Genomic DNA, 12,141 nt, shown 5'->3' on the forward strand with positions numbered 1-12,141 from the left:
TTACCTGCCGAAATTTGCTAGCCACCGATGCGGCAGTCGGTAAACATGCGTGTATGACTTCCGCGACCAGACCCCGGCCGTCGCTCGCCGAACCGGCCGCCGACACCGACGAACCGGTCCCCCTCCGGCGGATCGCCGGCCTGTTCCGCCCGCACCGCGGACCCCTCGCCGCGCTGTTCGCGCTGATCGTGCTGCAGGCCGGCCTCGGTGTCGTCTCCCCGTTCCTGCTGCGCGAGATCCTCGACGACGCCCTCCCGCACCGCGACACGCTCCTGATCAGCGTCCTGGCCGCGGGGATGATCGCCTGCGCGGTCGGCAGCGGCTCCCTCGGCGTCGCGACCACCGGGCTGTCCAACACCATCGGCCAGCGGGTGATGAACGAGCTGCGCGTCACCGTCTACGGCCACCTGCAGCGGATGTCGCTCGGCTTCTTCACCCGGACGAAGAGCGGCGAAGTGCTCTCGCGGGTGTTCAACGACATCGGCGGCGTCGACAACGTCATCACCACGACCGCGGGGTCGATGGTCCAGAACGCGACCACCACGATCGCCATCACCGTCGCGCTGTTCGCGCTGGACTGGCAGCTCGCCGCGCTGTCGCTGATCGTCGTCCCGCTGTTCCTGCTGTTCACGCTGCGGCTGGGCAAGCGGCGGCGGACGCTGGCCCGCGGCCGGACCCGGCGGATGGCCCGGCTGACGACGATGGTCGAGGAGTCCCTGTCGGTCACCGGCGTGCTGCTCGCCAAGACGATGGGCAACGAACGGGCGATGCGCGAGCGGTTCGGCGCCGAGTCGCGGGAGATCGCGTCGCTGGAACGCGCGGCGGCGCTGGCCGGGCGCTGGCAGATCGCGTCGCGGTCGATGAGCCTGACCGTGATCCCGGCGCTGGTCTACTGGATCGCCGGGCTGGCGCTGGCGGGCGGCGCGTCGCCGTTCTCGCTCGGCACCGTCGTGGCGTTCACCAGCATGCTCAACCGGCTGGTCGCGCCGGCCAGCGCGATGCAGACCATCGGGCAGAACGTGGCGACGTCGAAGGCGCTGTTCGGGCGCATCTTCGAGGTGCTGGACCTGCCGGTGGAGATCAGCGACAAGCCGGGCGCGAGGACCCTGGACGTGCGCCGTGGCGACGTCTCGATGCGCGGGGTCTCCTTCCGCTACGACGACGAAGGCCCGCTGACGCTGAAGGACATCGACCTCGACGTCCCGGCCGGGACCACGACCGCGCTGGTCGGCTCGACCGGCTCGGGCAAGACGACGCTCGCGTACCTGGTGGCGCGGCTGTACGAAGTGAGCGAAGGGTCCGTGGCGATCGACGGGACGGACGTCCGCGACGTCACCCTGGCCTCGCTCGCGGCGGGCGTCGGGATGGTGTCACAGGAGACGTATCTGTTCCACGACACCGTCCGGGAGAACCTGCGCTTCGCGAAGCCGGACGCGACCGACGACGAGATCGAGGCGGCGGCGAAGGCGGCGCACATCCACGACACCCTGGCCGGGCTGCCCGAGGGGTACGACACCGTCGTCGGCCAGCGCGGCTACCGGTTCTCCGGCGGGGAGAAGCAGCGGATGGCGATCGCGCGGATCCTGCTGCGCAACCCGCCGGTGCTCATCCTCGACGAGGCGACCAGCGCGCTCGACACGCGCACGGAACGCTCGGTGCAGGCCGAGCTCGACCGGCTCGCCGCGGGCCGCACGACGCTGACGATCGCGCACCGGCTGTCCACTGTGGAGCGCGCCGACCAGATCGTGGTGCTGCACGAGGGGCGGATCGTGGAACGCGGGACGCACGAGGAGCTGCTGGCGCGCGACGGGCGTTATGCCCGGCTGGTCCGGGGAACCGCCTAACCTGGGGGCCATGCAGCCCGAACCCGACGTCGCCGCACCGGTCAGCGCGGACCCCGAGCTCGCCGACCTGGCCTGGCGGGTGCGCGAGGGCGTCGGGCGGCTGAACTGGCGGATGCGCGCGGAGCGGGACCCGAACGGCCCCGGCCCGGCGGTGCTGGCGGTGCTGAGCCGGCTCTACCGGGCGGGCACGCACACGCCGACCGAGCTGGCCGAGGCCGAACGGCTGCAGCCGCAGTCGCTGACCCGGATCCTCGCGTGGGTGACCGAACGCGAGCTGGTGACGCGCTCGCCGGACCCGGCGGACGGGCGCCGCTCGCTGGTGAGCATCACGCCGGCGGGGCTGGCGGTGCTGCGCGAGTACAGCGTCCGCCGGGAGCGCTGGCTGGCCGGCGCCATCGAGACGACGCTCTCGCCGACCGAACGGCAGCTGCTGAAACTGGCTTCGGAGCTGATGCTCCGGGTCGCGGAAGCCTGAAAGCCGCCGCGGAGACCCCTCGATCCCTCCACGGCGGCTTTCGGGCCACCCCTCGTTCGCGCCGCCTCCCCGCGGTGCGACACGGGTTCCGGGCACGGACCGCTCCTCCGTCGGCCCGCCCCGGAACCCTGGTGCCCGGACGGCTCACCTCCCCAGGGGCCGTCCGGTTTCCTCCCCCCTCGCCAGCGATCCGGTATCCGCTGACAGGACGAAGTCTGCCGCGCCGGAGCACCCGGCCAGCAGTGGGAGAACCCTCAATTACCCGTGGGTAGTAATACTCAGGACGTCTTCGTGCGACCGCGCGTCGCGGCCCTCTTCGCCGTCGTACGCGCCTTCGCCGCCCGCGACGCGGCGGCCTTGGCCTTCGCGACGGCCGCGTTGCGTGCGTCCTCGGCTTCGGACGCCGACTCCTGCAGGGCTGCCAGCAGCCGCGTGACGCCCTCCGTCTGCTCGGCGGCCGTCGGCTGGACGACTTCGGCGCCGTCGATCTTCGCCTGGACCAACGCCTGGAACGCCTCGCGGTAACGGTCGGGGTACCGGCCGGGGTCGAACTCGCCGGTCAGCTCCTCGACGAGGTTCACCGCGCGCCGCAGCTCACCGGGCCGGATGTCGACGTCGGCGTGGCGGAACGGGAAGTCGGGCGCGCGCACCTCGTCCGGCCACAGCATCGTCTCCAGCACGATCACCTGGTCGCGCACGCGCAGCGCCCCGAGCGTCTCGCGGCGGCGCAGGGCGACCGTGACCAGCGCGATCCGCCCGGACTGCTGCAGAGCTTCGCTGAACAGCACGTACGGCTTCGTGCCCGCCGGCTCCGGCTCGAGGTAGTAGCTCTTCGCGAACCAGATCGGGTCGACGTCCGCGACCGGCGCGAACCCGCGGATGGCGATCGTGCGGCCGGGCATCGGGAGCGACGCGAGCTCGTGGTCGGACAGCAGCACGACGTCACCGCCGGGGACGGCGTACCCGCGGACCATCTGCTCGGGCGGCACCTCGGCGCCGTCGACCTCGCACACCCGCTTCACCCGGACGCGGCCGCCGTCGGCCTCGTGCACCTGGTGCAGCGGGATCTCACGCTCCTCGGTCGCGCTGTACGCCTTCACCGGAATGGCGTAACTGCCGAATCCGATCGTGCCCGTCCACACTGCGCGCATGCGAGCCACCTCCGCAGCTCCAGGCTAGACAGGCGGCCGCGCGCCCCGACAGCTACAAACGGGTGTCAGGCGCGACGGATTCGCTCACACATTCGAACGACGGCGTGACCTCGTCGAGCGCTTCGGCCGCGCACCGGGCCGCGATGGCCGCCTCGCGCAGCACCTCGGTGACGACCTCGACGTCCACGGGCGGGGCCGCCGCGAGCGCGTTCGCCCCGCCTTCGACGCGGGCGGCGAGGCCGGCGAGCGCGTGGGAAATGGCTTCCTGGCCCGCGACCAGGTGCGCGACGACGTCGGTGAGCTCGGCGGTCGTGGCGCCCGGGCCGCCGCAGCGCAGGCTCGCGGCGAGCTCCTCCGCACAGGAGCGCAGATGGGTGGCGACGACCGTCGGCGGCAGGGTGAGCCGCGGCAGGTCCTGCATCGCTCACCCCTTCCGGACCGGTCAGATCAGCCATGGTGCCACCGCACTCGCCGTCATCGGAGCCGACACACCGCCACTCGCTTATTTGACCGATCGTTCTCGAAACAGCTAGGGTTTCGATCATGTCCCGGGTCAAGGAGTTCGACGTCGACGAAGCCTGCGACGCCGCGCTCGGGCTCTTCCGGCGTCAGGGCTACGAAGCGACGTCGGTGAGCGACCTCGTCACGCACCTCGGCGTCGCCAAGGCGAGCCTGTACGCCACCTTCGGCACGAAGCACGACCTCTACGTGACGGCGTTGAAGCGCTACGCCGAGCGGACCGACACCCGGGTCGTGTCCGAGCTGTCGAAACCGGGCTCGGGCGTAGCTGCGGTGCGGCGGCTCCTCGACGGCTACACCGCGGACATCCTGGGCGAAGACGGGCCCATCGGCTGCTTCGTCGTCAACGCGGCGATCGAGCTGCTCCCCCGCGACCCGGCGGTCGCCCGGATCGTCGAGCGCAGCTGGGACACCCTCGAGGTCGCCCTGACCATGGCGCTCGAACGCGCCAAGACCCAGGACGAACTCCCCGGCGGCAGCGACCCGGCGACGCTGGCGCGGTTCCTGCTCACCGTGCTCCAGGGACTACGCGTCCTGGGCAAGGGCACGGACGCGGCGAGCCGGCTGAACGCGGCCGTCTCGCAGGCGATGCGCATACTCATTCGAGACTGATCAGACCAGAAAGAAGGCACGTATGGGGGCACGGTTCGCAGGCAAGGTCGTGCTGGTGACCGGCGGTGGCTCGGGCATCGGGCTGACGACGGCGAAGGCGTTCGCCGCCGAGGGCGCGACGGTCGTCGTCGCGGGCCGGGACGAGCAGCGGCTCGCGTCCGCGGTGAAGGAGATCGGCGACGCGGCGAGCGCGGTGCAGGTCGACGTGACCGACTCGGCGGACGTGGCGCGGATGGTCGCCACGGTCGTCGAGCGGCACGGTGGGCTGGACGTCGCGGTCAACAACGCGGGCGTCCTCGGGTCGCCGGCCCCGGTGGCGGACCTCGACGAGGACGACTTCGGCGCGGTGATCGGCACGAACCTCACCGGCACCTGGCTGTGCCTGAAGCACGAGGTCGCGCACATGCGGGCGCACGGCGGCGGCGCGATCGTCAACATGGCCTCGAACATCGGCGCGCACGGCCGGCTGCCGCGCATGGCGGCCTACGCGGCGTCGAAGGCCGCGGTGAGCGCGCTGACCCGCACGGCGGCGCGCGACCACATCGCCGACGGCGTCCGCATCAACGCGGTCAGCCCCGGGGCGACTGCCACGGACATGTCGCTGCGTCCCGGTGAGACGGACGCGGACCGCGCCGCGCGGTTGAAGGACGCGATCCCGCTGGGCCGGGTGGGGGCCACCGCCGAGGTGGCCGCCGCGGTGCTGTGGCTGGCTTCGGACGAAGCGGCCTTCACCGTGGGGCACGACCTGGTGGTCGACGGCGGCGCGACCGCCTGAGCGGCCCCACCCGGGCCCGCGGTTCTTCAGGACTCACGGTTGCGCATGGTGACGTTCCCCTCTCGTGCCGGGACGGACTCGGGTGCACGGCGTGGTCAGGACTCGCGGTTGCGCACGGCTGCTCTCCTTCCGGACGTGGTGACGGGCGGGCGCGGGCTCAGGACTCGCGGTTGCGCACGGCAGGCTCCTCCCGGACGTGGTGGTGACGGGCTGCGACGGCTCAGGACTCGCGATTGCGCATGACGACCTCCTCGCTGCTGCACGGCGAAAATGCGGGCTTCGGCGGCTCAGGACTCGCGGTTGCGCATGACGGCCTCCCTTCACTGGTCCGATCGTGTGGCAATCGTCGATCGAGGTCGCCCGATGTGGTGAAGTGGACGCGGATCGTCGGATCACCCAGGGGAGTTGCACCGCCTTGAGTATGGACGGCGCCCGTCCGGCCGAACCCCGCGTGGGCCGGATCCGTGGGGCGCTTCTCCCTGCTCACTGGACCCTGTGGCGGCAGCGCGGGTCGCTGGTCTTCTACTGCTTCCTCGTCGAGTCCGTGGCGCTCGTGGCCACCGCCTGGACCGCCGTCTCGGTGCCCGTGGACGGGTGGGACCTGGTCGTCTTCGGCGTCCTCGCCGGCCTCGGCGTGCTGCAGGCGGAGCTGGGCCGGCAGATCGAGCGCGTCCGGCGGCTGGTGTCCGACACCCCGCACATCAACCTGACGTCGGTCTGGACGTTCGCCGGCGTGCTGCTCCTGCCGCCCGCGCTCGTCACGGCCCTGGTCGCCGTCCTCTACCTGCACCTGGCGACGCGCAGCCTCGCGCGGATGAAGCGCGTCCCGCCGTTCCGGACCACGTTGAACGCGACGCTGGTCGTCGTCACCTGCTACTCGGCCGAGCTCGTGCTCGCGCGCCTGGGCGTCCCCGACATGTACGCCGCGCTGACGTCGGGCTGGCGCGGCGTCACGGCCATCGCGCTGGCCGCGGTGACGTACTTCCTGGTCGCGGCGATCACGATCCTCCCGGCGCTGACGATCACGAAGCGCACGGTGAAGGCGTTCTTCGGCGGCCTCGGCGACAACCTCCTCGAGGTCGCGACGCTCTGCCTGGGCCTGCTCACGGCGTTGACGCTGGCGACGCTGCCCGCGCTCGCCGTCGCGATCGTGCCGCCGCTGCTGGTGCTGCACCGGGCGGTGCTGATCAAGCAGCTGGAGATCGCCGCCACGACCGACGAGAAGACGGGCCTGTTCAACACGACCGGGTGGCACCTGCTCGCTTCGCGCGAACTGGCCCGCGCCCAGCGCAGCACGCGAAGCACGTTCGGCGTGCTGATGATCGACCTGGACTACTTCAAGCTGATCAACGACGAGCACGGGCACCTGGCGGGCGACACGGTGCTACGGGCGGTCGCGGCGACGATCAAGAGCGCGGTGCGCGACTACGACTCGGTCGGCCGCTTCGGCGGCGAGGAGTTCGTGGTGCTGCTGCCGGACATCGGTCCGGCGGCGGTGCTCGCGGTGGCCGAGCGCATCCGGTCGGCGATCGAATCCCTGAAGGTCGAGTACGAGGACGGCAGCCGCATCCGCGTCATCGACGCCCTGTCGGCGTCCATCGGCGTGGCGACGTACCCGGACGGCGGCACGGCCGTCGAACGGCTGCTGCAGGCCGCGGACAAGGCCCTCTACCGGGCCAAGGACGCGGGCCGCAACCAGGTGGTCGACGGCACCGCCACCGCCTGACCCACTCCCCCCGTTTCCGGCCCTTGACCAGGCGACTTGTCATTTTTGCTCGGGCGAGCTAAATTTTGCTCATGCGAGCAAGAACGTTCACCGAGTCCGGCAGGCGGGCCCAGATCGTGCGGGCGGCGATCGAGGTGATCGCCGAGGCCGGCTACGCCAAGGCGTCGTTCAGCCGGATCGCAAAGCAGGCGGGCCTGTCGAGCACCGGCATGATCAGCTACCACTTCGCGGGCAAGGACGACCTGCTCGCGGCGTGCGTCGCCGAGATCGAGCTGGTCACCGGGGCGTTCATGCAGCCGCGCATCGACGCCGCCGTCGGGCACGTCGCGCAGCTGCGCGCCTACGTCGAAGCGAACGTCGCCCTCGTCGGGGAGCACCCCGCCGAGGTCCAGGCGCTGATCGACCTGGTGAAGAACGCCGGCTCGCGGAGTGACGCCGTCAACGGGCGGCTCGCGCTGTTCGAAGAGCACTTCCGCACCGGGCAGGCGGCCGGCGTCTTCGGCGCCTTCGACGCCCGGACCGCGGCGCTCTCCCTCACCGCCGGGCTCGACGCCGTGGTCGCCACGGCGGCCGCGGCCGTGCCCGGCCCCACCGAGCTCGCGCGCGTCGGCCGCGAGCTCGCCGACCTCTACGTGCGGGCGACCGCACCCGAATCCGCTGGGGGATCCGCATGATGATCGAAGCGAAGACCGAACCCGACGCCGGCCTGCGCCGGGTGGTCCGCGCCAACGTGCTGAACGTCGTGTTCGAAGTGATCGTGCCGATGGCGCTGTTCTACGGACTGCGCAGCGCGGGCGTGAGCCAGTGGTGGGCGCTGATGGCCGGCGTCCTGGTGGCCGCGCCGTACGTGCTGTGGACGATCGCGCGGAACCGCAAGATCGACCTGATCGCCCTGGTCACGCTGAGCGTCCTGGTGCTGTCGGTCGTGCTGGGCCTGCTGTCGGACGACCCGCGCACGCTGGCGATCCGCGAGGGGTGGACCGCCGCGCTGGGTGGCCTGTTCGGCGCGTGGATGCTCGTCACGGTCTTCGTCGGCCGGCCGGCGCAGCTGACGCTGGGCCGCACGATCGCCGAGGTCAAGCGCGGCGCCGAGGGCGCGGCCGCGTGGGCGGCCCGTTGGGACACCGACGCCCGGTTCCGGCGCGGCCTGCGGATCGACACGGCCGCCTGGGGTGGCGTGCTGGTGATCAGCGCGGTGACGCACATCGTGCTCGTCTACACGCTGCCGATCGACCTCATCTCCCTGGTCACCACCGTGCAGTGGTTCGCCATGCTGGCCGCGCTGATCGTCTGGCACGTCTGGTACCTCAAGAAGGAGAACCTCGATGCCTGACGTCCTGGTCGCGGGCGCCGGCCCGACCGGCCTGCTGACGGCGTTCGAACTGGAACGCGCCGGGCTCGACGTGCTGGTCCTGGAACGGGACGCCCGGCCCACCACGCAGTCGAAGGCCCTCGGCCTGCAGCCCCGGTCGGTCGAGGTGCTCGCGGACCGCGGCCTGCTCGCCGCGATCGAGCCGCACGTCCAGGCGAAGCTGCCCGCCGGGCACTTCTCGGGTCTCCCGATCGACTACACCGACCTGCCGACGTGCTTCCCGTACCAGCTCGGCGTGGAGCAGGCCCACGTCGCGGCGGCGATCGAGGCGCGGCTGCGCACCCCCGTGCTGCGCGACGCGGCCGTCACCGCCGTGGCGCAGGACGACGAGGGCGTCACGGTCACCGCGGGCGGGCGCGACCACCGGGCCGGCTGGCTCGTCGCCGCCGACGGCGGGCGCAGCACGGTGCGCACGCTGCTGGGCGCCGCGTTCCCGGGCACGCCGGCCCGGATCTCGCTGGTCGTCGCCGACATCAGGCTGTCGGCCAAGCCCGCCGGCCTGGCCGACGCGTGGCAGCTGCCGTCGTCGGGATCGGGATACCTGCTGCCGCTCTCCGGTGGCCGCCACCGCACGATCGTCTTCGGCGAGGAGCAGCAGCGGCTCGGCCGCGGCGAGCCGGTCACGGCCGGCGAGGTGCAGCGGGCCCTGACCGCCGCCCACGGCCCGGACATCGAGGTGGGCGAGGTGCTGTGGGCGTCGCGCTTCGGCGACGCGGCCCGGCAGCTGGAGCGCTACCGCCACGGCCGGGTGCTGTTCGCCGGCGACGCCGCGCACGTCCACCTCCCGGTCGGCGGCCAAGGCCTCAACCTGGGCTTGCAGGACGCGGTGAACCTCGGCTGGAAGCTGGCCGCGACGGTCCGCGGCACCGCTGCCGACGGGCTGCTCGACAGCTACCACGACGAACGCCACCCGGTCGCCGCCCGCGTGCTGGTCAGCACCCGGGCCCAGGCGGTGCTGGGCGTGCCCGACCCGGACGCGGCGGCCGTCCGGGAGGTCGTCACGGGACTGCTGGCCGTCCCCGAGGCCCGCCGAGCCGTCGCTGCGGAGCTCTCGGGCATCGCGGTGACCTACCCCGGGATCACCGGCCGCGCCACCGATGTGCCGGCCGCCGCGGACGGCCGCGCCGTCCTGGTCGGCGCGGCGCTGCCGGCGGGGTGGGCGGACCGGGTCGAGACTCGTGACGGCGCCGGGCCGCGGCTCGTCCGGCCGGATGGTTACGTGGCCTGGGCCGGCGGCCCGGGGCTGGCCGAGGCGCTGCTGCGGTGGTTCGGGCCGCCCGCGGCCGAACGGCCCGCCCCCGAGCGCGCGACGAGCACCGCCGGCGCGACCACGTGACCCGATCCGGTCACGAAGCCGCGGCCAGGATCGCCTGCTCCACCTCGCGCCGCCAGCCCGGCTCGATGCGGCCGCTGCGGGGCGTCACCGCGAACGAGTCCACCACCGCACCACCCAGCGTCGAGACCTTCGCCCAGCGGACCTCCGCGTCACAGCGGCGCAGCGCACCCGCGACCCGGAACAGCAGGCCGATCCGGTCGGCGGCGCGCAACTCGAGGACCACCGTGTCGGGGCCGCTCGTCTCGTCGTCGAACCAGAGGACCTTCGGCGCGACCGGGGCGTCCGGCGAACCGTAGTCGCGTTCCTTCGCCGCCAGGCGCTGGGTGAGCGGGAGGGTGCCGGCGACCGCGCGGGCGAACTGCTCGCGCAGCAGCGTCGCGTCCGGCAGGGAGCCGAACTTCGGCGACGCCGTGAACACTCCGGCGCGCCCGCCGTCGTGGCCGCGCAGGACCGCCGAGTGCACCTCCATCGAGTTCAGCGCCAGCACGCCCGCCGCCGGCGCCAGGAGCTCGGCGCGGGCCGGCACGGCGAGCAGCACCGTGACGACCTTGCCGTGCGCGCGGATCCGGATCTCGCCGGTGCCCGAAGCCACGGCCTGGGCGACGAGCTCGCGCTGTTCGTCGTCCATCGGCTCGGGCGCGGTGAAACCCTTTCCGCGCAACACTTCTTCGCAGCCGGTGACGAGCTCGGCGAGCAGCCGGGCCTTCCAGTCCGTCCAGACGCCGGGGCCGGTGGCCAGCGAGTCGGCCTGGGTGAGCGCGTGCAGCAGCTCGACCAGGACGAGGTCGCTGTCCAGGGTCTTGACCACCCGCGCCACCGTGGCCGGTTCGCTGATGTCGCGCCGGGTCGCGGTGTGCGGCAGCAGGAGGTGGTGGCGGACCATCGCCGACACCGTCGCCGCGTCCGCCGGGCTCAGCCCGAGCCGCGTCGCGACCTGGGCGGAGATCTTGGCGCCCAGCTCCGAGTGGTCGGCGTCGCGCCCCTTGCCGATGTCGTGCAGCAGCGCGCCGACCAGCAGCAGGTCCGGGCGCGACACCGTGGTGGTCAGCTTGGCGGCCTCGACGCAGGTGCGCACCAGGTGCCGGTCGACCGTCCACTGGTGCACCGGCGAGCGCGGCGGCAGGTCGCGGACCGCGCCCCACTCGGGGAACAGCCGGGCCCACAGCCCGGTCCGGTCGAGCGACTCGACCGCGTCGACCATGCCCTCCCCCGCACCCAGCAGTTCGACCAGGGCGTTCAACGCGTCGGGCGGCCACGGCGCCCGCAGCTCCGGCGCCGATTCCGCCAGCGCCTTGAGCGTGCCGAGCGCGATGGGCTTGCCCGTGCGCGCCGACGCGGCGGCGACCCGAAGCAACAGCGCCGGGTCTTTCGCCGGGACGGCGTCGCGGGCCAGCGCGACCTCGTTCCCGTGCAGCACCACACCTTCGGCGAGCGGGGTCCGCGACGGACGCCGGCCGAACCGCGGCTTCGGTGGCTCCACAGTGGACCGGAGCGCGACGTCCAGCGCGTACGCGATCGTGCGACCGGCGCCGGAAAGCTTGCGGGCCAAGGTGAAGCGGTCACCGAAACCGAGTTCGGCGGCCACCAGCTCGGCCTCCGGCGCGGACAGGATGTCCCGTTCGCGCCGGATCTCGCGTCGCAGCTCGGTGCGGACGTCGAGCAGGAGCTCCTTGGCTTCCAGGAGTTCTTCGCCGGGGCGCGCGGTGAGCTGCGCCGCGGCCAGTGCTTCCAGGACCGCGAAGTCCCGCAACCCACCGCGCCCGTGCTTGAGGTCGGGTTCGGCGGACTGCGCGATCTCGCCGCTGCGGGCCCAGCGCTGCCGGACCGACGCCGTCATGTCCGGGATCAGCTTGCGCGCGGTGCGGCGCCACTGGTCCCGCGCCGCGGCGACCAGGCGGCCGGTCAGCTCGGCGTCCCCGGACAGGTGCCGGGCGTCGAGCAGGCCCATGGCCGTGCGAAGGTCCTCCGAAGCGACCTTCAGTGCTTCGCCGGGTGTCCGGACCGAGTGGTCCAACCCGACTTTCGCGTCCCACAAGGGATACCAGAGCGCGTCCGCGATCTCGGCGATGCCGCTGGTGCCGTTGTGCACCAGCAGCAGGTCGAGATCGGAGAACGGCACCAGCTCCCGGCGGCCGAGCCCGCCCACGGCGACCAGCGCGACACCCGGTTCCGCGGTGTCGACGCCGGCCGCCGAGGCTCCCCTGCCCAGCCAGAACTCGTAGAGGTCGACCAGGGCCGCCCGCAGTGCGGACGCCCCCAGCCTCCCGTGCCTGCCCTCGAGCAAACGCTCGGTGGCTTTGACCAGTTCGCCCCCGTCGGCCATGTCCCGGA

The 12,141-nt window shown here is 72.8% G+C and carries 11 protein-coding genes; 8 read left to right on the forward strand and 3 right to left on the reverse strand.

The features are described 5' to 3' along the window. Positions 1–53: 53 nt before the first annotated feature. Together QRX60_RS00920 and QRX60_RS00925 are read left to right on the forward strand one after the other, a co-directional pair. Complete coding sequence (locus QRX60_RS00920) at positions 54–1,844, forward strand: ABC transporter ATP-binding protein (RefSeq protein WP_285998885.1); 1,791 nt, start codon at positions 54–56, stop codon at positions 1,842–1,844. 10 nt (positions 1,845–1,854) lie between these two features. Then, the gene (locus QRX60_RS00925; RefSeq protein ID WP_285998886.1) at positions 1,855–2,319 is read left to right on the forward strand and encodes a MarR family winged helix-turn-helix transcriptional regulator; all 465 of its coding nucleotides are present in this window, start codon (positions 1,855–1,857) and stop codon (positions 2,317–2,319) included. 278 nt (positions 2,320–2,597) lie between these two features. On the opposite strand, the gene ku is transcribed toward QRX60_RS00925, so the two are convergent. Both ku and QRX60_RS00935 read right to left on the reverse strand, forming a co-directional pair. Beyond that, a complete protein-coding gene (ku, locus tag QRX60_RS00930; protein WP_285998887.1) occupies positions 2,598–3,470 on the reverse strand; it encodes a non-homologous end joining protein Ku in 873 nt (290 codons plus the stop codon). A 52-nt stretch (positions 3,471–3,522) separates the two neighbouring features. After that, entirely contained in the window at positions 3,523–3,891 is a 369-nt protein-coding gene (locus tag QRX60_RS00935; protein ID WP_285998888.1) for a hypothetical protein, read from the reverse strand. 122 nt (positions 3,892–4,013) lie between these two features. Here QRX60_RS00935 and QRX60_RS00940 point away from each other — a divergent pair, with 122 nt between their 5' ends. The 6 genes from QRX60_RS00940 (at position 4,014) to QRX60_RS00965 (ending at position 9,810) form a co-directional block, all read left to right on the forward strand. Beyond that, on the forward strand, positions 4,014–4,601 hold the full coding sequence (locus tag QRX60_RS00940) for a TetR/AcrR family transcriptional regulator (RefSeq protein ID WP_285998889.1): 588 nt from the start codon (positions 4,014–4,016) through the stop codon (positions 4,599–4,601). A gap of 22 nt (positions 4,602–4,623) precedes the next feature. Then, positions 4,624–5,376, forward strand: a complete 753-nt coding sequence (locus QRX60_RS00945) for an SDR family NAD(P)-dependent oxidoreductase (protein WP_285998890.1) — start codon at positions 4,624–4,626, stop codon at positions 5,374–5,376. Positions 5,377–5,797: 421 nt separating this feature from the next. Further along, positions 5,798–7,102 (forward strand): GGDEF domain-containing protein, encoded by a 1,305-nt coding sequence (locus QRX60_RS00950; protein ID WP_285998891.1) that lies wholly within the window; start codon positions 5,798–5,800, stop codon positions 7,100–7,102. 71 nt (positions 7,103–7,173) lie between these two features. Then, positions 7,174–7,776: a TetR/AcrR family transcriptional regulator gene (locus QRX60_RS00955; RefSeq protein WP_285998892.1), complete on the forward strand. Its 603-nt coding sequence runs from the start codon at positions 7,174–7,176 to the stop codon at positions 7,774–7,776. Next, positions 7,773–8,435, forward strand: a complete 663-nt coding sequence (locus QRX60_RS00960) for a VC0807 family protein (RefSeq protein ID WP_285998893.1) — start codon at positions 7,773–7,775, stop codon at positions 8,433–8,435. The genes QRX60_RS00955 and QRX60_RS00960 overlap by 4 nt, the downstream gene beginning before the upstream one ends. Then, the gene (locus QRX60_RS00965) at positions 8,428–9,810 is read left to right on the forward strand and encodes an FAD-dependent oxidoreductase (protein ID WP_285998894.1); all 1,383 of its coding nucleotides are present in this window, start codon (positions 8,428–8,430) and stop codon (positions 9,808–9,810) included. Before QRX60_RS00960 ends, QRX60_RS00965 begins: the two co-directional genes overlap by 8 nt. A 10-nt stretch (positions 9,811–9,820) precedes the next feature. Here QRX60_RS00965 and QRX60_RS00970 read toward each other — a convergent pair whose 3' ends face one another. After that, positions 9,821–12,133, reverse strand: a complete 2,313-nt coding sequence (locus tag QRX60_RS00970) for a [protein-PII] uridylyltransferase (RefSeq protein WP_285998895.1) — start codon at positions 12,131–12,133, stop codon at positions 9,821–9,823. Positions 12,134–12,141 lie beyond the last annotated feature (8 nt).

Source organism: Amycolatopsis mongoliensis, assembly GCF_030285665.1.
Taxonomy (GTDB): Bacteria; Actinomycetota; Actinomycetes; order Mycobacteriales; family Pseudonocardiaceae; genus Amycolatopsis; species Amycolatopsis mongoliensis.

Coding starts and splice junctions, on each gene's coding strand:
- QRX60_RS00920 (WP_285998885.1), top strand. CDS start 54: ATGACTTCCGCGACCAGACCCCGGCCGTCGCTCGCCGAACCGGCCGCC.
- QRX60_RS00925 (WP_285998886.1), top strand. CDS start 1,855: ATGCAGCCCGAACCCGACGTCGCCGCACCGGTCAGCGCGGACCCCGAG.
- ku (WP_285998887.1), bottom strand. CDS start 3,470: ATGCGCGCAGTGTGGACGGGCACGATCGGATTCGGCAGTTACGCCATT.
- QRX60_RS00935 (WP_285998888.1), bottom strand. CDS start 3,891: ATGCAGGACCTGCCGCGGCTCACCCTGCCGCCGACGGTCGTCGCCACC.
- QRX60_RS00940 (WP_285998889.1), top strand. CDS start 4,014: ATGTCCCGGGTCAAGGAGTTCGACGTCGACGAAGCCTGCGACGCCGCG.
- QRX60_RS00945 (WP_285998890.1), top strand. CDS start 4,624: ATGGGGGCACGGTTCGCAGGCAAGGTCGTGCTGGTGACCGGCGGTGGC.
- QRX60_RS00950 (WP_285998891.1), top strand. CDS start 5,798: ATGGACGGCGCCCGTCCGGCCGAACCCCGCGTGGGCCGGATCCGTGGG.
- QRX60_RS00955 (WP_285998892.1), top strand. CDS start 7,174: ATGCGAGCAAGAACGTTCACCGAGTCCGGCAGGCGGGCCCAGATCGTG.
- QRX60_RS00960 (WP_285998893.1), top strand. CDS start 7,773: ATGATGATCGAAGCGAAGACCGAACCCGACGCCGGCCTGCGCCGGGTG.
- QRX60_RS00965 (WP_285998894.1), top strand. CDS start 8,428: ATGCCTGACGTCCTGGTCGCGGGCGCCGGCCCGACCGGCCTGCTGACG.
- QRX60_RS00970 (WP_285998895.1), bottom strand. CDS start 12,133: ATGGCCGACGGGGGCGAACTGGTCAAAGCCACCGAGCGTTTGCTCGAG.